This window comes from Ochrobactrum sp. A-1 (assembly GCF_022488005.1).
In the GTDB taxonomy this organism is placed as follows: domain Bacteria; phylum Pseudomonadota; class Alphaproteobacteria; order Rhizobiales; family Rhizobiaceae; genus Brucella.
Genome location: NZ_JAKVQC010000003.1, coordinates 1,321,537 through 1,343,533, shown reverse-complemented (window position 1 = coordinate 1,343,533; position 21,997 = coordinate 1,321,537). Strand labels below are relative to the sequence as shown.

The window sequence follows — 21,997 nt, the reverse complement described above, 5'->3', positions numbered from 1 at the left end:
CCTCCGCATTATGTATGTGCGTTCAAATTCGAGCCATTATACTGCTAGCCCGCATCCACCCGCCAATATATGTTCCCACGACCCGGCTCTTTGGCCACAATATTCTTGCCTTGCGGGCAAAAACTTGACTAGTTGGTCAAATTGCAGGCTAGAAGAGCGTTTGAATATGGTCAAGCGCTTTTGAAAAATTCTACACTGCTGAAAGGTGTCAAATGGCCACAGCTCCTTCAGACTCACGGACTGACACAGTCGGAACCGAGAAGATGTCGAACGAGAAATCGGAAGGTGCGACACGTATTCAGGGTATAAATCGCAGGCTGATCCTCGATGCTGCTCTGGAGGTTTTTTCCGCATACGGCTTTCGCGGTTCGACGGTCGATCAGATCGCCGAGAAGGCGGGCATGTCCAAGCCGAACCTGCTCTATTATTTCCCACGCAAGCAGAACATCTACGTCACCGTGCTGGAAGATACGCTTGCTACCTGGCTGGAGCCTTTCGAACACATTAATCCGGATGGTGATCCGCTGGAAGAGTTGCGCCGCTATATCGCCGTGAAGCTGGAAATGTCGGCGAGAAAGCCTGAAGCTTCGCGCCTTTTCGCCAATGAAATTCTGCATGGCGCTCCGGCGATTTCTGACTTTCTCAAAGGGCACCTGAAGCAGTTGGTCGACGAAAAAGCGGCTGTCATTCATCGATGGATTGCTGAAAAACGCTTGGCTCCGGTCGATCCCTATCATCTGATCTTCACCATTTGGGCGGTAACACAGCATTACTCGGATTTCTCTGTACAGGTCGGTGCCGTTCTGGGTTCGCGTTCGGAGGAGGCCGGGTTTTATGATGAAACGGCCAGAGCGGTAAGCGCCATCATTCTTGACGGCATTCGCCCACGCAACGAGAATTCGTCATCATGAAAACGATTCGAATTTCTGCAGCCATTGTCCGCGACGAGGCGGGCCGTTTCCTTCTCGTGCGCAAGCGCGGCAGCGATATATTCTTCCAGCCGGGCGGCAAGATCGATGCAGGCGAGCAGCCTGAAATTGCGCTCATCCGCGAGATTGAGGAAGAGCTTGGTATTCGCATCGATGAGAGCCAGTTGCGCTACGCAGCAAAGATGTCTGCACCCGCCGCCAACGAAGACGATGCAACGGTCGAGGCGGAGTTATTTCATCTCCGGTTGAAAGACGGTCAGATGCCTGTTGCTTCCAGCGAGATCGAAGAGCTTCTATGGAATCCGCCGGGTGACACAACGCGTCCGGTCGCGCTTCTGTCACAGAGCATTCAAGCGCGTTTCGCGAAGGATTACTAAGTCCTTCGCGCCTCGACACGGTTTCCGTCCTTGTCGAACAGATGCAGGTGTTGAGTTGGAAAACTCACGTGAACTGTACCTTCAGCGAGCAGTGCATCGCGATCGAGCGTGAAAACCTTGAACGGCAATCCATGCAGGCTGAGGTGCAGGATAATACCAAAGCCGGTCGGCTCGACGAGGTCCACATGCGTCGGAAGATTACCTGATTGCTCCAAAGTCACGTGCTCTGGTCGGATGCCGAGTGTCGCCCTGTCTCCGTCGTCAAGGGACATGGGCGATGCCAGTGCGATCTGCGTTCCGTCCGTGAGGCTCAGATGCGCTTTGCTGTCTTGTTCCTGGTAGGTAACATCCAGAAAATTCATCGCTGGTGAGCCGATGAAACCCGCCACAAAAAGGTTTGCCGGACGGTCATAGAGTTCAAGCGGAGGGCCGACCTGCTGCACCACGCCGCCATGCATGGCCACGATGCGATCGGCAAGGGTCATGGCTTCGATCTGGTCGTGGGTGACATAGATTGAGGTCGCTTTCAGCTCGCCATGCAGTTTCTTGATTTCAGCACGCATCTGCTCACGCAGGCGGGCATCGAGATTGGAGAGCGGTTCATCGAACAGAAAGGCCTTTGGCTGGCGCACGATGGCGCGGCCCATTGCAACACGCTGGCGCTGCCCTCCTGACAATGCCTTGGGGCGTCGCTCCAAAAAGGGTTCAAGGCCGAGCTTGGTGGCCGTGGATTTGATGGCGCTTGCGATCTTCTCTTTCGGCGTTTTACGCAGCCGCATACTGTAGCTCATATTGTCGGCGACACTCATATGCGGGTAGAGCGCGTAGGACTGAAACACCATAGCTATGTCGCGGTCCTTGGGTGCTAGCTCGTTGATGCGTTTGCCGCTGATCTGCACCTGACCTGCGGTTATCTCTTCGAGCCCCGCAATCATGCGCAGGAGTGTGGATTTTCCGCAGCCCGAAGGGCCGACCAGGACGATAAATTCACCGTCTTTGATTTCAAGGTCGACCCCGTGGAGCACGGCCAGTTCGCCATAGCTTTTGCGTACAGACTGAATGTTGATGGAAGCCATTGAAAACCCTTTCAGCCTTTGACTGCACCGGCTGTCAGGCCTTGCACGAGATAGCGTTGAATGAGGAAGAAGAAGGCGCAGGCCGGGATGAGAGCCAGAACACCGGCAGCCATCATCTGCCCGAAGTCGACGGAGAATTTGGACACGAAAGTCAGAAGGCCGACCGGGAAGGTTGCTGCGTCATTGCCCGATATCAGCATCAGTGCGAAGAGCAGTTCACTCCATGCAGCCGTGAAAACGAAACCGAGCGTGGCCGCGATGCCGGGCAGGGTCAGTGGCAAAATGATCTGCCGGAAAGCCATGAACTGTGTCGCGCCGTCGATCTTGGCAGCTTCCTCCAGATCCTTTGGAATACCGTCGAAGAATGACTGCATCAAAAACGTGGCAAAGGGCACGTTGAATGCCGAATAGACGACGACCAGGCCGAGTAGGCTATTTGTCAGGCCGAGCGGTGCCATGATCTTGTAGATCGGCGCGATCAGCATCACCAGCGGGAACATCTGGGTCAAAAGCATTAGCGCGACAATCCAGTATTTGCCGCGAAAATTGAACCGTGACAGAGCGTAGCCCGATAGCGATGCGAAGAGTGTCACGACAATTGCCGTCGCGCCGGAAACAATCAGGCTGTTGCGGAAGAAAAGCGGAAACGAACTGTGGTTCAAGACGTGACCGAAATGCTCGAACGTGGTGCGCGATGGCCAGAGTTTCACGCCCTCGCTGTAGAGGAGGTCGTTGGGTGTGACCGATACTTTCAGAACCCAGAAGAGCGGAAACAGGGCAAACAGCACGTAGAGCAGAATTGCACCGCGGTGGGCTCCGGTCAGGAGAAGTTTACGAGCGGCCATGACCTCAATCCTTGTTCAGCAATGACTGACGCAGGAGCACGATCAGCATGGAGTAGACGAGGAGAAGCAAAAGCAGCACGAGCGCAATTGCCGAGGCATAACCGAAATCCAGCCGCTTGAAAGCCTGTGTGAAAATATAGCTTGCTACGATCTGCGTCCGGTCGGCCGGCCCGCCCCCGGTCATCACAACGATCAGGTCCGCGCTGTTTGCAATCCAAACCGTGCGCAACAAAATGGTGATGGCCATGGTCGGAGCGAGATAGGGGAGTGTGATCGAGAGAAAACGCTGTACCGGCCCGGCACCGTCGATAGCTGCAGCCTCGTAGAGGTCACGCGGGATGGCTTGAAGCGCGGCCAGCATGGTGATCGCGAAAAACGGAATACCCCACCAGACACCTGCGGTGATGATACCCCACATGGCAAGATTGGGATCGGAGAGAATGTTGTTCGGCTCGCTCATCAGACCGAGCGCATAGAACCAGTGCGGCAGGGGACCGATGACGGGATTGAAGAGCCAGGCCCAATTCAAACCGGAGAGAAATGTGGGTACGGCCCACGGCAGGAAAACCAGCGCTTGAGCAATACCACGCCCGGCAAAGGGCTTGTCCAGCAGGAGCGCCAAAATCAATCCGAAGATGAATTGCAGCAATACGGAGCCGCCGGTCCACCACAAGGTGTTTTTTAGCGCACCATAGAAAGCACGGTCACCGGCGAGTGTCCGAAAATGTTCGAGGCCGACAAAGCCGCCAGAAAACGGGTTAAGAAGCTGAATGTCACGAAACGCATAGGAAATACCGAGAACCAGCGGCACAAGCATGATCGCACCGATCAGGATCAATGCTGGAGCGCTATAAAAATAGGGTTCCGATGCATGGGCAAACCGCTGCAGGAAACTGCGTCTGTCTTGTTGAGGGATCGTGGTGGCCATCACTCGCTTTCCCGTTTGAGCATAAATGGGGCGTGTTTGGGACAGGCGCAGATTGTCTGCGCCTGTCTTTTCCGCTTACTTTTTACCGGACAGGAATTTCTGCTGTGCCTTGGTCAGATATTCCGCCCACTGGTCAGCCAGTTCGTCAGGGGTAATTTCGCCGAGCAACGCCTGCTGCGATGTCTTGATGACGAGCGAATCCTTGAAGAAGGCGAATTCTTCGAGGTAGGTCGGCATGACGGTCGGCGTCACGTCCTTGTCGGAAAGCTCGTCGAACCAGCCCTTGAACTGCGGCGTCTTGTAGAACGGATCATCCTGTGCGGATTTCAGAACCGGCAATGCTCCGGTTCGCTTGTTCCACGTGACATTGCCTTCCGGACCTTCCAGCGTCGCGATCAGCTTCCAGGCCAGATCCTTGTTCTGGCTGGCGCTCATGATCGACCATCCGGCAAAGCCTATGGTCGGGAAGGTCTTGCCATCAGGCCCCTTCGGCATGACGGTCACGCCGAAATCCTCCGGCTTCATACGCTCGGCGATGGCTATCAGCGCGTCCGGGTCCTGATTGAGGAAGGCACAGGTGCCGCTATAGAAACCGGCCACGGTTTCGTTGAAGCCCCAGTTGACGCTGTCCTTTGGCGCGAGGCCGTTCTTGTAAAGATCGACGACCCAGGCAATGCCCTTCTTCCAGCCGTCGCTGTTCATGGTCGAGGTGCCGTCTTCGTTGAAGAACGTATTGTTGCCTGCCATGGAAGCGCCAAAGATAACCCAGCTGTTCAGGCCGCCGGGGCCGCCACGCAGACAATAGCCCGCTTTGCCCGGAAGCGCTGATATCTTCTTCGAGGCTTCAAGGAATTCGTCCATGGTCTTCGGCGGTTCGGAAACACCGGCTTCCGCAAGCAGTTTCTTGTTGTAGAACATGGCGTTCAGGTAGAAGCCATAAGGCAGCATGTAGGCCGTATCCTTGACGCTGCGGCCAAGTTCCAGCGCACGGTCAGTAAGGTCAGAAGTCGTCTGCCATTCCTTCAGATAAGGTTCAAGGCTCTCCAGCATTCCGTTATTGGCATAGAGCGAGACCCAGGTATCAGTCATTTCCATGACATCGGGAATTTCGCCGGACGACACCATGGTCGCAAATTTCTGGAAAGACTCACCCCATGGCAGGGAGATGATTTCCACTTTCGTGCCGGGGTTTGCTGCTTCGAATTTAGCAACGATAGACTTCAGCGTTTCGGTGCGTTCAGGGCTGGTGATGACCTCCACCAGCTTCAAGGTCGTATCGGCCATGGCTGTGCCGCTCATCAACATGGCGGCAAATGCAGTTGCGATCAGTTTTTTCATGTGTCGTTCCCCTTATTTTTCCTCACGACTATTTTTATGCAGTGGATGCGGCGATTGCCTCCTCGATATCCCGCCACAAGGCCTCTGTACCTTCCAGGCCGACGTGCAGGCGGACGGAGCGCGGATCGATACCAAACGTATGCGCGGAATTGGGCTGTGCACGCTGCTGCAATACGACCTCGCCAGGGACGATCAGGCTTTCATGCCCGCCCCAGCTCACGCCGAGTTTGAACAGCTTCAAATGATTGCAGAGTGTTCGGACGTTAACACTGTCGCTGAAGATGACAGAGAAAAGCCCCGATGTGCCCGATAATCCGGCAGGCAGGCGGTTGGCCAGCGCTGGGTGACAGACGGTTTCGACAATATCGAGAGCTTGCAAGCGTTTGGCGATTTCCAGCGCGGACGCCTCATGTGCTTTCATGCGCGTCGGCAATGTGCGCATGCCGCGGACAAGCAGCCAGGCATCAAAAGGCGAAAGTTTGCCGCCAAGATAAGGATAGGTTTCAGCGCGGATCATGTCGACGAGGACTTTCGATCCGGTGACAACCCCGGCGACGACATCGCTGTGTCCACCAAGATATTTGGATGCCGAATGCACGACGAGATCAACGCCGAGCGTCAACGGACGTTGAAAGATCGGGCTCGCCCAGCTGTTGTCAATAATGGTGAGGACGCCATTGCGCTTGGCGATTGCGGCCAGCGCTCCAACGTCGTGGGTTTCCATAACCCAGCTCGTCGGGCTTTCCATATAAAAGAGCTTGGCGCCGGGCAGGGCTTTTGCGACAGCTTCTTCGTCTCGGCCATCGACATACTCGACTTCGACACGCATCCGCTTCAGGATCGTGCCGAACAGGCGAAAGGCATCTGGATAGACGTGGCGCACGGCGACAATGCGATCTCCGGGCTGAACGAAAGCCAGAACGCTTGCTGAGATTGCCGCCATGCCGCTCGCAAAGCCCAGCGCGTCTTCTCCGCCTTCCAGCTTAGCCAGCATTTCTTCAAATGCCCGCACGGTGGGATTGAGGCCACGCGTATAAATGGGCCTCACCTTTTCGCCGCGATAGGAAGCGACCATGTCGTCATAGCTAGGGAAGGTAAAAAGCGATGTCTGCACGATCGGCGGTACGACCGCGTCGAAGGCATTTCCCTCATCATGTGCAACTGTCAGTGCAGCGAAATCGAGCGGGGCTATCCCGTCAGTCATTTGGACATTTCCTTGATGTCTTCCTCGACAATGTCGAGGATTTTCAGAGTTTCATGCCTTGCAGTCTCAGGATCCTGAGCCACGATGGCGTTGAAGAGTGTGCGGTGGAATGGAAAGGTCCGTCGTGCAAAATCAGGCCGGTCAAATGGCTCCGACCAGAAGCTGACAAAGGCATCGCGCATCTGTTCCAGCAATTGCCGAAATAGCGGGTTGTGAGTGGCGTCATAGATGGCGAGATGAAATGCGAGGTCTTCCGGGCCAGATGTGCCCTTTGCAATGTGCACCCGCTCCATCTCATTGAGTTTTTCCTCGATTATCACGAGGTCTTCGACAGTTCGTTTGCGGGCGGCAACCATGCTGGCTTCGGCTTCTATGCCGCGCCGTATCTCCAGCGTTTGCAGCAACGCATCGCGCAATTGCGTGGGGTTGAAGGAAAGCGGCAGATGAATCGTGGCCGCTGTGATTGGCTTGAGAAGATAAGTGCCACTGCCTTTGCGGGTCTCAATGACGCCAAGGGCCTGGAAATGTCGGATGGCCTCCCGAATTGTGGAGCGCCCGACGGCAAGTGCGGTCATGAGTTCCCGTTCAGCCGGCAGGCGATCGCCTGCTTGAAGCTGCGCAGTCTGGATATAGGTGGCAAGTGCCTCCGTGACCTGCCGCGCCCGGTCCATGGGCGGCAGAGGTGCTATGGAAAGCTTCCCATCTCCCATTGCAAAATCCTGTCCTGTTGTCTGCTTTAGTGACGACAGCTGGATCAGACCTGTTCCCGTTATTATCAAATTGGTCTGACATCATAGTACTATGGCGGAAAAACTTGCCCTGTCAAGCCGCGAGACTGGCAATTTCATTTGCATGTGAATGGACCATTCGTCTGCGCCGTTTTTCTTATTGCAGACAGAAGAGGTTGCTCCTATCAATCCGGTGAGGAGGCAACGTATTGTTTTGCGTTGCAGAGGGAGTGAAATTACATGCAATTCAGAGCATCAGATGAGCGGACACTTGGCCGTACCGGTCTGACAGTAACGGCGCTTGGTCTGGGAACGGCGCCTTTGGGTGGGCTTTATGCGCCTGTTTCCCGTGCTGATGCGGATGCTTTGCTGGAAGCTGCCTGGGATAGCGGTATCCGTTATTTCGACAGTGCGCCGATGTATGGCTATGGCCGCTGTGAACATCTGCTTGGCGATATGCTGCGTGAAAAAAGCGAGCGCGCCGTTGTCTCAACTAAGGTCGGGCGTCTGATGGCCAATGAGCGCGCTGGCCGCACTTTGCCTCCGCCGCTGCCAAAAAATCCGTTCGATTCAGGCTGGCACAATGGCCTCAATTTTCGTGAGGTTTTTGATTACAACTATGACGGTATCATGCGTAGCTTCGATGACAGCCAGCAGCGTCTCGGCTTTCCTGAAATCGATCTGCTTTATGTCCATGACATTGGCCGTGTGACTCATGGCGACAGGCACGAGCTTCACTGGAATGCGCTGACCAAGGGTGGCGGCTTCCGTGCGCTGACCGAATTACGCGAGGCAGGCAATATCAGAGGTTTTGGTCTTGGTGTGAACGAATGGCAGGTCATTCGCGATGCGCTAGAAGAGGCTGACCTTGATTGTTCGCTTTTGGCTGGCCGTTATTCGCTACTCGATCAGGTGTCGGAAAAGGAATTTCTGCCACTGGCACAAAAGCGTGGCATGGCACTGGTGATTGCCGGTGTGTTCAACTCCGGTATTCTGGCTGCACCGCGCGGCGGCGAACAGAAGTTCGATTATGCTGACGCGCCTGCTGAAATCATTGCGCGCACCAATCGCCTACATGATATTTGCGATGAGTATCATGTGCCGCTCGCCGCTGCTGCCATGCAGTTCCCGTTGAGGCACGAGGCCGTCAGCTCCATTCTGATCGGTGTCCGTTCGCCAGAACAGATCAAACAGAATGTCGTCTGGTTCGAGCAGATGATCCCGGATGACTTCTGGACCACGCTTCGCTCGGAAGGTCTCACCTCGTAATCATGACGTCCAAAATTCTCTGCGTCGGTGCCCTCACCATGGACACCATTCTCCGTCTTGATGAACTCCCACACGTGGCGGGTAAATATCTGCCGCGCGAGGCGGTTGAGATTGCTGCTGGCATGGCCTCAAGTGCAGCCGCTGCCATCGCGCGGCTTGGCGGCGATGTGGCGCTCTGGGCTTCTGCGGGAATTGATCCGGTGGGCGATCGTGCCGTCGCAGAACTAGAGGCTGAAGGTATCGATTGCACCTATATTCGGCGGCTGGAAGGCGCGCGCACGGCATTTTCTTCGATCCTTGTCGATGCGAATGGTGAACGCATCATTGTGCCTTTTTATGATCGCAGGCTTGCAAGTCCATCTGATCCAGTGCCACCGATTACGGCAGGAGCCTATGCTGCCGTCATGACCGATGTGCGCTGGCCATGGGCTGCTGAAACTGCGCTGCGTGCTGCACGTGATGCAGGTATTCCGGCGATACTTGATGCCGATACGGCACCCGTCGAACTGCTGGAAACGCTGCTGCCGCTTGCAACTCATATTGTTGCATCGGAGCCTGCCGCAATCAGCGTCACGGGTACGGCGGATTTGCGTGAATGTGTCCGTATTCTCAGCAATCGCTATGATGTTTTCACATCTGTTACGGCTGGCGCAGATGGCTGCTATTGGGCGGAAGGTGCTGGCAAACCTGTTTCCCATGTAGCGGGCTTCAAGGTCGATGCTTTGGATACGCTCGCTGCGGGCGATGTCTTCCATGGCGCTTTCGCGCATGGTCTGGTTGAAGGCAAGGAGATTGCCGACATCATCCGCTTTGCCAATGCCGCTGCCGCCATCAAATGCGCACGCTTCGGCGGACGCGCTGGTTCACCAAGCCAAGCCGAAGTTGTTTCCTTCATCGAAACCGGCGTTGTTCCCGTCCGATAATCTCTAAAATCTTCCCCTCAAAGCGATGCGATTGCGCGCTGAACTCGAATTGACTCTTTACTAACATGTTAGTATGTGCAAACTTAAAGTTCAAATTTGGGAGGAGCCAGTTTTGGCACATAATCATTCCGGGCAGGAGCGCTTCGGGCTCTCTGCAGCGCTCACGACGCCATTCGATGCAGATGGCAAAATCGATGTCAGCCGTGCGCTGAAGCACGCGCGCGCACGCCTTGAAAATGGCTGCTCAAGCGTAACCCTGTTTGGCACCACCGGCGAAGGTTCGTCGATTGCCGACGCCGAGCGCGCCGCACTTCTTGATGCTTTTATCGCGCAGGGCTTTCCTGCCGCCAATATCGTTGTTGGCGTTATGGAGAACTCGGTTGCCGATGCGGTTCTTCAGGCAGGTGATGCGCTGCGTCGCGGCTGTAAGGCCATTCTTCTGGCACCGCCTTCCTATTTCAAGAACCTCTCTGATGACGGCCTGTTCAACTGGTTCTCGGCCGTGTTCAAGGGTCTCGGCAGCGATGCGCGCGGTATCATTCTCTACAATATTCCGTCGGTGACTGCGGTTGAACTGTCGGTCGATCTCATCGGTCGTCTGCGTGCGACTTTCGGTGACATTATTACGGGCGTGAAGGATTCGTCCGGTAATTGGGCCTATACGGAAAAGCTGCTTGCAGCCCACAAGGACATTGCGATCCTGATCGGCGATGAGCGCGATCTTGCCGCCGGTGTACGTCTTGGTGGGCAAGGTGCAATTTCCGGCATGGCAAATCTGTTTCCGCACCGCCTGTTGCGCATGATCAATGATGGTCAGGATGACGCCGAACTGGTCGATGCCGTGCAGCAATTGCTGAACTACCCCGTAACGCCTGCGGTCAAGGCCATGGTGGCGCGTCATACGGGTGACAAGGAGTGGCGTCGCGTGCGTGCACCGCTGATTTCGCTGAATGATGCGGAATTCGATGCAATTGGCAGTGTATTCGACCGTTTGCATATGGCAAAAGCAGCTTGAGGGCGGCATAAGCCTCGGAGGATAGAGGGGAACGGCTTTGGCGGAAGATCATAACGAACCGGTAAAACTGCGGGACAAGGCTTATCAGAGCTTCACCCAGCATTTGCTGGCGCGCGATTTCCATCCGGGCCAGTTCGTTTCACAGCGCCAACTCGTCACCATGACGGGTTTGCCGCTGGGTGCTATCCGTGAACTGATCCCGCGTCTTGAAGCGGAAGGTCTTATCAAAACCGTGCCGCAGCGCGGACTCCAGATCGCCCATATTGACCTCAATCTGATTCGTGAAGCGTTTCAGTTCCGCCTTTTCATCGAGAAAGAGGCGGTTGCGATTTTTTGTCAGTCGGCTTCCGACGAGTTGCTGCGCTCATTGCGTGCGGAACATGAGGAAACTCTGGAGCGTGCAAAGGCAGAAGGCGAAACGCCGGAGCTTGAAGAACGGGCGCAGAATATCGACTGGAGCCTGCACGATACGATTGTCGGCTCGCTCGACAATGAAATCATCTGGCGTGCCTATCAGACAAATACCATCAAGATGCGTCTGATCAATCAGGAGCGATTCCGCATCACCGGACGTGTTATCCCGGTTATGCAGGAGCATTTAGCTGTGCTTGCTGCTATTGAAACACGCGATCCGCAGACAGCCATGGATGCCATCGCCGTTCACATCAACAATGCGCGGAAGCTGGCTTTGCAGATTTAACAACCAGGGCCGGGCAAGAGGAGTTGCCGGGCCGGAAGAAAGATAGGGGAGGAGCATGTAATGAATTTATTACGTCCAACACGTCGCCAGTTTCTGGCGGGATCAGCGGCAATCGCTGCATCTGGTATGACGGGCATCAGCCCGTCTTTCGCCCAGTCGAAAGTCGACTGGAAGAAATTTGCCGGGACCACACTTGAAGTAAACCTCATCAAGAGCCCACGTGGCGAAATTCTTCAGAAATACCAGAAGGAATTTGAAGAGCTCACTGGCATCAAGGTGCATTCCGAACAGATGCCGGAACAGCAGCAGCGCCAGAAAGCGGTGATCGAGCTGACTTCGGGCCGTCCGAGTTTCGACGTCATCCATATCAGCTATCACGTTCAGAAGCGCCAGTTTGAAAAGGGCGGGTGGCTTGCCGACCTGAACCCATTCCTGAAAGACCCGACGCTGACCGATGCGTCGCTTACAGAAGACGATTTCGCAAGCGCTGGTCTGACCTTCGCCAAGGATGCCAATGGCCGGTTCGGCGCGCTGCCATTCTCTGTCGATTACTGGATCATCTACTGGAACAAGGAGCTCTTTGCCGCAAAGGGCATCGAATTCCCGAAGACCTTTGAAGAGCTGGTCGCAGCCGCTGAAGCGCTCACCGATCCATCGACCAACACCTATGGTTTCGTCGCGCGCGGCATGAAGAATGCCAATGCGCCGGTCTATACCAGCCTTCTGCTCGGCTATGGCAAGCAGTCAGTTGATACGGATGGCAATCTGCAGACTGACTCGGCTGAAGGCATTGAAGCCGCCAAGCTCTATCAGCGCCTGATGACCAAATCGGCACCTCCCGGTGTTGCAGGCTTCAACTGGGCTGAATGCCAGTCTAACTTCCTGCAGGGTCGCGTTGGTATGTGGCTCGACGGTATCGGTTTTGCGCCGCCGCTTGAAGATCCGAACAAGTCGCGTGTTGTCGGCAAGGTTGGCTATGGCGTCATGCCAGCAGGCCCGAATGCACAGGCGGCACCGACGACAGGTGATGGCATCGGCGTGACTGAAGCCTCCAAGAACAAGGAAGCGGCATATCTTTACTGCCAGTGGGCCATTTCCAAGGAAATGGGTGCTCGCCTGTTGCAGTCGGGATCGGGCGTTCCGTTCCGCAAGTCGGTCATCGACGATGAGGCCGTGCGCAAGGGCGTCACCATGCCGGAAGGCTGGGTGGAAGCTCTCTCGAAGTCTGCCCCGATCAGCCAGCTCTGCCTGCCGGTCATTGTGCCTGTCACGGAATTCCGCGACATCATTGGTGTCGGTCTTACCAATCTTCTGAATGGTGCGGACGCAGAAGCTGAAATGAAACGCGCGACGGAGGAATTCCGTCCGGTCCTCGCACGGAGCGAAGGAAAATGACGTCTGCCGCCCCGACAGGAGCAAAAACGGGAGCTGCTGCCAATGCAGCTTCCTCCACCAAGACTGGCAAGAGCCGCTTGCGGCCGAGTTACTGGCCGTTTGTTCTTCCAGCCTTGATCACCGTCGGGGCGGTGATCGTCTTCCCATGGGTGTTTACACTCTGGATGAGTACCAACCAGTGGCAGCTTGGTGGAGAGCAGAGTTTTGTCGGCTTCGACAATTATCTGCGTCTTGCAGCCGACATGCGCTTCTGGGAATCCATGTGGCATACGGTTGTCTATACGGTTCTGTCGGTCGTGGCTCCGATGGTTTTAGGCACGATCGCAGCGCTGGTCTTTGACAGCAAGCTGCCAATGCGCGGGCTCTTGCGCGGCATCTTTGTCATGCCGATGATGGCGACGCCGGTTGCCGTCGCCCTTGTCTGGACGATGATGTATCACCCGCAGCTCGGCGTTCTGAACTATCTTCTGTCGCTGATCGGCATTCCACCGCAGGAATGGATATTCAACCAGAACACGGTTATCCCGTCGCTGGTGGCTGTTGAAACCTGGCAGTGGACGCCGCTCGTCATGCTGATCGTGCTAGGTGGCCTTGCCTCCATGCCGCGCGATCCGTTTGAAAGCGCGGAAATCGACGGTGCCAATGGCTGGCAGAAATTCCGCTACATCACGTTGCCGATGATCCTGCCGTTCATCATGGTGGCCGTCATCATTCGTTCGATCGATGCGCTGAAAAGCTTCGACATCATCTATGCGATGACGCAGGGCGGTCCCGGAACAGCGTCGGAAACGATCAATATCTATCTCTATAACGTGGCGTTTTCCTATTACGACATTGGCTACGCATCGGCGATTGCCGTGGTGTTCTTCATTGTCATTATCGCCATGTCATTGGTTCTTCTGGCTCTGCGCCAGCGGACCAAGTGGAACGCTTGAGGACCGGTCATGGCACGCAAGTCAATTCTTTCGAAGCTTGGCACTGCACTTCTTGTGTTCATCATCGTGTCGCCAGCAATCTTCTTCTTTGTCTGGATGCTGTCGCTTTCGCTGAAATACGAAATCGACAACGGTGCTTACCCGCCGATCCTGATACCGGAACGCTTTGCCTGGTCGAACTACACTGATATCTTTGCGGCCAACGACTTCCTGCTCTACTTTTGGAACAGCCTTCTCGTGACCGGTATGGCGACATTGCTTGCGCTGCTGGTTGGTGTTCCGGCAGGCTATGGCATCGCACGGCTCAAGGCGCATAAATCGGCAATCGTCATCATGATTGCACGTATGACACCAGGCCTTTCTTACCTGATCCCGCTGTTCCTGCTGTTCCAGACGCTGGGTCTGCTCGGCACACTCTGGCCGCAGATCATCATCCATCTGGTCGTCACCGTTCCAATCGTGATCTGGATCATGATCGGCTATTTCGAGACGACACCGTTGGAGTTGGAGGAAGCAGCCATCATCGATGGTGCTTCCTCGTGGCAGGTGTTCATGAAGGTGGCACTCCCGATCGCCAAACCCGGCGTTGTGGTGTCACTCATCCTTGCGGTGATCTTCTCGTGGAACAATTTCGTTTTCGGCATCGTGCTTGCAAGCCGCGAGACACGCACCCTGCCGGTCGCAGTTTACAACATGCTGTCCTTTGAACAGGTCAGCTGGGGTCCGCTTGCAGCTGCAGCCCTTGTGGTTACATTGCCGGTCCTGTTGCTAACCGTATTCGCACAGCGCCAGATCGTTGCAGGTCTGACCGCAGGCGCCGTCAAATAAGAGTTGAGGTTCAAGATGGCATCTGTATCCATCCGAAATGCAATCAAGAAATATGGCAATGTCGGCGTTCTGCATGGCGTGTCGGTCAATATTGAAGACGGCGAATTTGTCGTGCTGGTCGGCCCGTCGGGCTGTGGAAAATCCACGCTTCTGCGCATGATCGCAGGGCTTGAGGAAATCAGCGATGGTGAAATCGCCATTGGTCCGCGCGTCGTCAATGACCTGCGCGCCAAGGAACGCGATATCGCCATGGTGTTCCAAAACTATGCGCTCTATCCGCATATGACGGTGGCCGACAATATGGGCTTCGCGCTTATGCTGAAAAATGCACCGAAGGAAGAGCGCGACAGCCGCGTTAATCGTGCAGCCGAAATCCTCGGCCTCAACAAGCTGCTCGACCGCTTCCCGCGCCAGCTTTCCGGCGGTCAGCGTCAGCGTGTGGCTATGGGGCGTGCGATTGTTCGCGATCCACAGGTGTTTCTGTTTGACGAACCGCTGTCCAACCTCGACGCCAAGCTGCGCGTCCAGATGCGCGGCGAGATCAAGGGCCTGCATCAGCGTCTGAAGACCACCACGATTTACGTGACCCACGACCAGATCGAAGCCATGACCATGGCCGACAAGATCGTTGTCATGCGCGATGGTCTGGTGGAGCAGATTGGTGCGCCGCTCGATCTTTATGATCGTCCGGCCAATATGTTTGTCGCGGGCTTCATCGGTTCGCCATCGATGAACTTCGTCAACGGCAAGATCGAGGAAGGCTCGTTCGTGGCAGACGGTGGCTTCCGTATGCCGCTTCCTGAAGGCGATTATGCAAGTCTTTCGGGCAAGGCCGTTTATGGTATGCGCCCTGAGCATATGAAGATTGCCGACAACGGCGTGCCGGTCACAGTCGAAATCGTCGAGCCGACCGGTTCGGAAATCATGGTCATGGGCAAGCTCGGCGATCAGCCGGTTACCTGTCTGTTCCGCGAGCGCCTGACGGTGCGTCCCGGCGATGTGCTGACCATTGCGGTTGACCCAGCAACGAGCCATGTGTTCGAGCCGGAAAAAGGCATGCGCGTTAGTCGCTAATACCAAACAGCACAAAATAAAACGCCGGACTCTTGCCCGGCGTTTTTGTTTTACTCCGCTGCTTCCTTGACGGCCATCGGATTGTTCGGATGGGTCGTCCAGTTGGCATATTGCGCCGGGATCGGTGCCTTGGTGCGCGGATCGAAATCTCCGATCTGCTCCATGGTGATGCAATCTTCGACCGGGCAGACATTGACGCAAAGATTGCAGCCAACGCATTCCTCATCGATGACCTCAAAGTGGCGCGCACCATTCACCAGATTGGTGATTGCCTGATGCGAGGTGTCCTCACAGGCAATATGGCAACGACCGCACTTGATGCAGAGATCCTGATCGATCCGCGCCTTGGTGACATAATTGAGGTTGAGATACTGCCAGTCGCTGACATGCCCCACAGCCATGCCACGGAAATCATCGAGGGTCTGATAGCCTTTGCTATCCATCCAGTCTGAAAGACCATCGATCATTTCCTGAACGACCTTGAAGCCATAGGTCATTGCTGCCGTACAGACCTGAACCGTGCCGCAGCCGAGCGCAATAAACTCTGCTGCATCACGCCATGTGGTAATGCCGCCAATGCCTGAAATCGGCAAACCATGCGTTTCAGGATCGCGCGCAATTTCGGCCACCATGTTGAGCGCAATCGGCTTCACCGCTGGACCGCAATAGCCGCCATGGCTCCCGCGACCATCAATGGATGGGACCGGCGACATGCTGTCGAGATCGACCGACACGATAGAATTAATCGTGTTGATCAATGAAACAGCATCGGTCCCCGCAGCATGGGCACCGCGTGCGGGCTTGCGAATATCAGTGATGTTCGGCGTCAGCTTGGTGATCACTGGCATCCGGCTATATTGCTTGCACCACTTGACGACCATGGCGACATATTCAGGCACCTGGCCAACAGCCGCACCCATGCCGCGTTCGCTCATGCCGTGCGGACAGCCGAAGTTCAGCTCGATGCCATCTGCGCCGGTTTCTTCCACCAGAGGCAGGATGGCTTTCCACGCCTCTTCTTCGCATGGCACCATGATCGAAGCGATCAGTGCGCGGTCAGGCCAACGCATCTTCACTTCTTTCATTTCGCGCAGGTTCACCTCAAGCGGCCGGTCGGTGATCAGCTCGATATTGTTAAGACCAAGCAATCGCCGGTCAGCGCCATGGATAGCGCCATAGCGCGGACCATTAACATTGACCACCGGCGGGCCTTCGGAGCCCAGTGTTTTCCAGACAACGCCACCCCAGCCAGCCTTGAAAGCGCGCTCGACATTATACGCTTTGTCGGTCGGCGGGGCTGAAGCCAGCCAGAACGGGTTTGGGGACTTGATGCCGAGGAAGTTCGTTGAAAGATCAGCCATGTTTACTCTCCTCAGCCCTGTTCTTGGCCCAAATGGACACTGCGGTCACGGGAAGCAGATGTTGCAGGCGCATGAAGCGCGCCGCCCGACAGCACCGCATCGGCAAAGCCTTCAATCGCTTCGGGACGTTTTATCAGCGTCGCATGGATGGATTCGGCGGCAACCTTGCCGTCTTCCACTGATGCGACGGTCAGATCCTGACCACCTGCAACACAGTCGCCCCCGGCCCATATGCCCTCAACGGATGTGCGACGATCTTCATCGACGCTGATGCGTCCTTTCGAAAGTCCGATGCCTGAACCCGCTAGCGGCTCCGGTTCGAACTTCTGGCCAATTGCCTTGAAAACCTGATCGGCTTCAAGAATGAGATATTCGCCGGTACCGGAAAGCTTGCCGCTATCGGCATTGGTATATTCAAAGACTATGGCATTGACCGTGCCGTCTTCGCTCCGCTCAAGTGCATGCGGCTGCAACCAGTGACGGATCACCACACCATGAATCTGTGCCAGTTCCTGCTCATAGGCGCTGGCATTCATGTTTTCCTGGCCGCGACGATAAACGATTGTCACGTTTTCAGCGCCGAGCTTCTTGGTCTGGATGGCAACGTCCACTGCGGTCATGCCGCCACCGATAACCACAACATTGCGGCCAACGGGCAGGGACGAGAGGTCTTTTGCCTGTCGCAGATTGGCGATGTAATCAACAGCATCGATTATATTGGGCGCATCTTCGCCCACAAGTCCGAGATCATTCACGCCCGGCGTACCCATGCCGAGGAAAACCGCATCATAGCCAGCTTTCAGCGCTTCAATGGTGATATCCTGACCGAGGGTCTGATTATATTCGATATTGATCGCGCCGATTTTGAGCACGAATTCGAGTTCGCGCTGTGCGAAATTATCGACCGTCTTATAGGCAGCGATACCATACTCATTGAGGCCACCACCCTTGGCGCGGGCTTCGAAAACAGTCACCTTATGGCCATGCATGGCAAGGCGATGGGCCGCCGAGATACCCGCCGGACCCGCACCCACAACGGCGATGTGTTTGCCGGTTTCAGGCGCGCGCTTGAATGGATGATTGCCGGTTTCCATCAAAACATCGGTGGCATAGCGCTGCAATTCGCCAATTTTGACCGGCTTGCCTTCCGAAGTTTCGCGAACGCACACTTCTTCGCAGAGCGTTTCTGTCGGGCAAACACGGGCGCACATGCCGCCAAGAATGTTTTCCGAAAGAATGGTCTTTGCGGCGCCTACCGGATTGCCAGCATTGATCTGCCGAATGAACAACGGAATGTCGATGCTGGTCGGGCAGGCATTCATGCACGGAGCGTCGTAGCAGAAATAGCAGCGATCCGATTCCACAATGGCTTCATGCTTGGTAAGCGGCGGATGCAGATCGTCGAAAACATGCGCGTAGTCGGCCTTTTCAAGCCGCGCCCCACGGATGTCAGGCCCGTTTGTGTGTCCCGGATTATCGACTGCATCAATAGGCGAATTCTCTGCTGATCGCATGGATCGCATCTCCCATTTTTGCTTGCGTTTTGGCGCGGGTTCCCTTTGCGCACCTCAACTATTCCGGGCTGCGATCTTTGTCGTCATATGATGCCCGTTAATGATAGGATGACAGATTTTCACGGAAGGTCAAATTTTTTATCATCTGGTCAATTTATGAGGATTCCGCACTACAAATGCAGAAAAGGCCCGACTGTGTGAGCGCGGGCCTTTAACATTCAGCTAAAATGCGAAATCAAAGCGGATCGGACTTGAGACCGTCCGGCGACGCTTCGGTGGCCAGGAAAGTTTCAGTTTCTTTAGGCAGTGTCGGGCGCGAGCTTAGCACCAGAGCGCAGCCCGTAATGATGACAGCAGCGCCGACAAACTGGATCAAGGAAAGCTGTTCTTTGAGGAACACCGCACCGACGAGAACCGCGATGACTGTCACGACGAATTCAACGCTGATGGCTTTGGTCGGGCCGACATTTCCAACCAGTTTGAAATAGAGCACATAGGTAAGCGCGCTCATCACACATGCCGAAATCAGCAGATATGCAAAGTCAACCGGCCCCGGCATGGCTGGCACGGGGACGGCAACAATCAATGGCAAGCTCAGAATGCCGCCAAAGACGAATGCGCCAATGGTGGTTTCCCATGAGCCGGTGCCTGACAGGCGGCGGCTGGCATAATTGCTGCCGAAAGCCGCTGAAAAACAGGAGAAAAGCACAGCAACACAGCCCATGATGAAGGCAGGCGTGACAGCAACGGCCGGGAAGCCAACCAGAAGCATGATGCCGGTCACGCCAAGCAGCAGGCCGATAAGGCCGCGCGAGGTGATGCGTTCAAGCCCCCAGAGCTGGCTGATGACCATCGAGAAAAGCGGAATGGATGCAACGCAGATCGCGGCCATTGCCGTGCCGATCAGCGGTGTACCATAGGAAAGGCCGATCAGTTGTCCCGCAACCGTGGTTGCACCGACGACTGCGAAAGGTTTCCACCCGGCATGAAAATCAAGTCTGCGTCTGGAAAGTTTCGCGATTGCAAAAAGCGTTCCGGCGGCAATGAAGGAGCGGAAAGTGACCGCGCCAACCCAGCCGAAGGCTTCGACCACGCGCAGCACTACGAGGAACGATAGTCCCCATGCTACGGCGAGAAAAATATAGGTCGCGATATCTCTGGGTTTCATGCCAGCAGGCTTTCAAGAAGTATTGCGAATTATCGCATACCGGATTGTTAAGGAACGCCGTTGCAGCTTTATAAGAGTGAAGTCGGATCAGGTCGTTTTTACGGCGGCGTTCGATGCCGCTTCTGCGATATTGGCAAAGAAGCGGTCCGCGATCTTTCGCGCGACAGAACCGAGCAATTTCGTGCCGATCTGTGCCACCTTGCCACCGGCATCGCCACGTATGGCGTAGGATAAAATCGTGTCGTCACCATCTTCGTCGAGGCGCACATCCGTCGCACCATGCGCGAAGCCGGCTATCGAGCCTTCACCATGGCCGGAGATCGTATAGGAGACCGGCGGTTTCATATTCGACAATTCCAGAATGCCGTGAAAGCGAACCTTCAGAATCCCGAAGCTCACTTTGAGGGCGGCGCGTATCTCTGTTTCCGAAATACGCTCGATATCTTCGCAACCGGGAATGCAGGATTTCAGCGTTTCGATGTCGTTTAACGCATCCCAAACTGCTTGCCGTGGCGCTGCAATCCGCTCTTCTCCGGTCAGGTCCATGCTTCACTCCGAGGTGGATCACCCTAAATTGATCAATATGGTGTATATGACACTCTGTCCAAATTGGAAGTTCGGTAATTTATTTGCCGCAAATCTTCTCTAAAGCGCTTAATGTCCGCAATTAAATCGATTTGATTCGGGAGTAGCATCATGGCAAGAGACGCGACGAAGCTTGAAGCAACGGTCGCAAAGCTTAAAAAGCACTGGGCAGATTCGGCTCCGCACGATATGCGCGCGGCGTTCAAATCAGACCCGGGCCGGTTCGAGCGGTATTCGCTATCCCTGGATGACCTTCTGTTCGACTGGTCCAAATGTCGGGTCAACGACGAAACGATCGGTCTCCTCAAGGAACTGGCCGTTGCCGCCGATGTTGAAGGCCGTCGTGCGGCGATGTTTGCGGGTGAGCACATCAACAACACGGAGGACCGTGCCGTTCTCCATGTCGCGCTGCGCGATACTTCCTCGAAGGAAGTGCTCGTTGACGGGCACAATGTTCTGCCGGACGTGAAGGAAGTGCTCGACCGTATGGCGGCATTTGCGGATGGTATTCGGTCGGGTGCCATCAAGGGAGCGACCGGAAAGAAGATCACCGATATCGTCAATATTGGCATTGGCGGGTCCGACCTCGGACCTGTCATGGCAACTCTGGCCCTTTCACCATATCATGATGGCCCTCGTGCGCATTTTGTTTCCAATATCGACGGCGCACACATTGCAGATACGCTTGGCATCCTCGATCCGGCGACGACGCTTGTCATCATTGCTTCCAAGACATTCACGACCATCGAAACAATGACCAACGCGCAGACTGCGCGCAAATGGGTGGCGGATGCGCTTGGAGAAGCGGCTGTGGGCGCCCATTTCGCGGCTGTCTCCACCGCACTGGACAAGGTCGCTGCCTTCGGTATTGCTGAAGACCGGGTCTTCGGTTTCTGGGACTGGGTCGGCGGACGTTATTCCGTATGGTCAGCTATCGGCCTGCCCGTGATGATTGCGATTGGACCGGATGATTTCCGCAAGTTTCTGGCAGGTGCGCATTCGATGGATGTGCATTTCCGAGATGCGCCGCTGGAAAAGAACTTAGCCGTCTGGCTGGGCCTTATCGGGTACTGGCATCGTGCGATCTGTGGTTATGGCAGCCGGGCGATCATTCCCTACGACCAGCGTCTTGCCCGTCTCCCGGCCTATCTGCAGCAGCTGGATATGGAATCGAATGGCAAGAGCGTCACGGTCGATGGCAAGCCGGTTTCCGGTCCCACCGGCCCGGTTGTGTGGGGTGAGCCTGGTACGAACGGCCAGCACGCTTTCTTCCAGCTTCTGCATCAGGGCACTGACACCATTCCGCTCGAATTCATCGTTGCGACAAAGGGCCATGAAAAGCACCTCGACCATCAGCATGAAATGCTGCTGGCGAATTGCCTTGCACAGTCCGAGGCCTTGATGAAGGGGCGTACCCTTGATGAAGCGCGGGCGCAGTTGAAAGCGAAGAACCTTCCGGAAAGCGAAGTCGAACGCATTGCGCCGCATCGTGTTTTCTCGGGCAACCGTCCTTCGTTGACGCTGGTTCATGACAAGCTCGATCCGTTCGCTCTCGGACGTCTGGTAGCGCTGTATGAGCACCGCGTGTTCGTCGAAGCACAGATTTTCGGCATCAATGCTTTCGATCAATGGGGCGTCGAGCTTGGCAAGGAACTTGCCACCGAACTTCTGCCGGTGGTTTCGGGCGAGGAAAGCAGCGACGGCCGCGACGCATCCACACAAGGGCTTGTCGCGCATCTGCATGCGCGACGGAAAGCTTGACGGCATTCTCCGCACAGCTAGAAATAAAAGAGAGCCGGGTTTGT

21 protein-coding genes are annotated in these 21,997 nt (G+C 55.6%); 11 read left to right on the top strand and 10 right to left on the bottom strand.

All coding sequences use genetic code 11. The annotated features are described in order from the left end of the window. Positions 1-212 precede the first annotated feature (212 nt). Together rutR and MKS82_RS08265 are read left to right on the top strand one after the other, a co-directional pair. A complete protein-coding gene (gene rutR / locus MKS82_RS08270) occupies positions 213-911 on the top strand; it encodes an HTH-type transcriptional regulator RutR (RefSeq protein ID WP_109985985.1) in 699 nt (232 codons plus the stop codon). Then, positions 908-1,306, top strand: coding sequence for an NUDIX hydrolase (locus MKS82_RS08265; protein WP_109985986.1), 399 nt, complete (start codon positions 908-910; stop codon positions 1,304-1,306). The genes rutR and MKS82_RS08265 overlap by 4 nt, the downstream gene beginning before the upstream one ends. Here the strand turns inward: MKS82_RS08265 and MKS82_RS08260 are convergent. The 6 genes from MKS82_RS08260 to MKS82_RS08235 form a co-directional block, all read right to left on the bottom strand. Next, a complete protein-coding gene (locus MKS82_RS08260) occupies positions 1,303-2,382 on the bottom strand; it encodes an ABC transporter ATP-binding protein (RefSeq protein ID WP_109985987.1) in 1,080 nt (359 codons plus the stop codon). The genes MKS82_RS08265 and MKS82_RS08260 overlap by 4 nt on opposite strands. 11 nt (positions 2,383-2,393) lie before the next feature. Next, complete coding sequence (locus tag MKS82_RS08255; protein WP_109985988.1) at positions 2,394-3,227, bottom strand: carbohydrate ABC transporter permease; 834 nt, start codon at positions 3,225-3,227, stop codon at positions 2,394-2,396. A gap of 4 nt (positions 3,228-3,231) precedes the next feature. Further along, positions 3,232-4,155, bottom strand: coding sequence for a carbohydrate ABC transporter permease (locus MKS82_RS08250; protein WP_240578590.1), 924 nt, complete (start codon positions 4,153-4,155; stop codon positions 3,232-3,234). Between the two features lie 75 nt (positions 4,156-4,230). Beyond that, positions 4,231-5,493 (bottom strand): ABC transporter substrate-binding protein, encoded by a 1,263-nt coding sequence (locus tag MKS82_RS08245; RefSeq protein WP_240578589.1) that lies wholly within the window; start codon positions 5,491-5,493, stop codon positions 4,231-4,233. Positions 5,494-5,527: 34 nt separating this feature from the next. After that, complete coding sequence (locus MKS82_RS08240; RefSeq protein ID WP_109985991.1) at positions 5,528-6,697, bottom strand: PLP-dependent transferase; 1,170 nt, start codon at positions 6,695-6,697, stop codon at positions 5,528-5,530. After that, positions 6,694-7,407: a FadR/GntR family transcriptional regulator gene (locus tag MKS82_RS08235; protein WP_109985992.1), complete on the bottom strand. Its 714-nt coding sequence runs from the start codon at positions 7,405-7,407 to the stop codon at positions 6,694-6,696. Before MKS82_RS08235 ends, MKS82_RS08240 begins: the two co-directional genes overlap by 4 nt. A gap of 258 nt (positions 7,408-7,665) precedes the next feature. Here MKS82_RS08235 and MKS82_RS08230 point away from each other — a divergent pair, with 258 nt between their 5' ends. The 8 genes from MKS82_RS08230 (at position 7,666) to MKS82_RS08195 (ending at position 15,564) form a co-directional block, all read left to right on the top strand. Continuing rightward, positions 7,666-8,694: an aldo/keto reductase gene (locus MKS82_RS08230; RefSeq protein ID WP_109985993.1), complete on the top strand. Its 1,029-nt coding sequence runs from the start codon at positions 7,666-7,668 to the stop codon at positions 8,692-8,694. Between the two features lie 2 nt (positions 8,695-8,696). Next, positions 8,697-9,617 carry a PfkB family carbohydrate kinase gene (locus MKS82_RS08225; RefSeq protein WP_109985994.1) on the top strand — a complete coding sequence of 307 codons (921 nt, stop codon included), beginning with the start codon at positions 8,697-8,699 and terminating at the stop codon, positions 9,615-9,617. Positions 9,618-9,729: 112 nt separating this feature from the next. Then, positions 9,730-10,632 (top strand): dihydrodipicolinate synthase family protein, encoded by a 903-nt coding sequence (locus MKS82_RS08220; protein WP_109985995.1) that lies wholly within the window; start codon positions 9,730-9,732, stop codon positions 10,630-10,632. Positions 10,633-10,669: 37 nt separating this feature from the next. After that, complete coding sequence (locus tag MKS82_RS08215; protein ID WP_109985996.1) at positions 10,670-11,332, top strand: GntR family transcriptional regulator; 663 nt, start codon at positions 10,670-10,672, stop codon at positions 11,330-11,332. A gap of 60 nt (positions 11,333-11,392) precedes the next feature. Then, positions 11,393-12,727, top strand: coding sequence for an ABC transporter substrate-binding protein (locus MKS82_RS08210; RefSeq protein WP_109985997.1), 1,335 nt, complete (start codon positions 11,393-11,395; stop codon positions 12,725-12,727). After that, complete coding sequence (locus MKS82_RS08205) at positions 12,724-13,662, top strand: carbohydrate ABC transporter permease (RefSeq protein WP_061344960.1); 939 nt, start codon at positions 12,724-12,726, stop codon at positions 13,660-13,662. The genes MKS82_RS08210 and MKS82_RS08205 overlap by 4 nt, the downstream gene beginning before the upstream one ends. A 9-nt stretch (positions 13,663-13,671) precedes the next feature. Continuing rightward, entirely contained in the window at positions 13,672-14,490 is an 819-nt protein-coding gene (locus MKS82_RS08200; RefSeq protein WP_109985998.1) for a carbohydrate ABC transporter permease, read from the top strand. Between the two features lie 15 nt (positions 14,491-14,505). Then, positions 14,506-15,564 (top strand): ABC transporter ATP-binding protein, encoded by a 1,059-nt coding sequence (locus tag MKS82_RS08195; protein ID WP_007873473.1) that lies wholly within the window; start codon positions 14,506-14,508, stop codon positions 15,562-15,564. 50 nt (positions 15,565-15,614) lie between these two features. Here the strand turns inward: MKS82_RS08195 and preA are convergent, their stop codons facing one another. From preA to MKS82_RS08175, 4 genes are all read right to left on the bottom strand, one after another. After that, positions 15,615-16,925, bottom strand: coding sequence for an NAD-dependent dihydropyrimidine dehydrogenase subunit PreA (gene preA, locus MKS82_RS08190; RefSeq protein ID WP_061344963.1), 1,311 nt, complete (start codon positions 16,923-16,925; stop codon positions 15,615-15,617). An 11-nt stretch (positions 16,926-16,936) separates the two neighbouring features. After that, on the bottom strand, positions 16,937-18,448 hold the full coding sequence (locus tag MKS82_RS08185) for an NAD(P)-dependent oxidoreductase (RefSeq protein WP_181394218.1): 1,512 nt from the start codon (positions 18,446-18,448) through the stop codon (positions 16,937-16,939). 226 nt (positions 18,449-18,674) lie between these two features. Beyond that, positions 18,675-19,607 carry a DMT family transporter gene (locus MKS82_RS08180; RefSeq protein WP_109986001.1) on the bottom strand — a complete coding sequence of 311 codons (933 nt, stop codon included), beginning with the start codon at positions 19,605-19,607 and terminating at the stop codon, positions 18,675-18,677. Positions 19,608-19,694: 87 nt separating this feature from the next. Continuing rightward, the gene (locus tag MKS82_RS08175; protein WP_109986002.1) at positions 19,695-20,153 is read right to left on the bottom strand and encodes an SRPBCC family protein; all 459 of its coding nucleotides are present in this window, start codon (positions 20,151-20,153) and stop codon (positions 19,695-19,697) included. Between the two features lie 150 nt (positions 20,154-20,303). Between MKS82_RS08175 and pgi the strand changes: the two genes are divergently transcribed. Next, entirely contained in the window at positions 20,304-21,953 is a 1,650-nt protein-coding gene (gene pgi / locus MKS82_RS08170; protein WP_109986003.1) for a glucose-6-phosphate isomerase, read from the top strand. Positions 21,954-21,997: the final 44 nt, after the last annotated feature.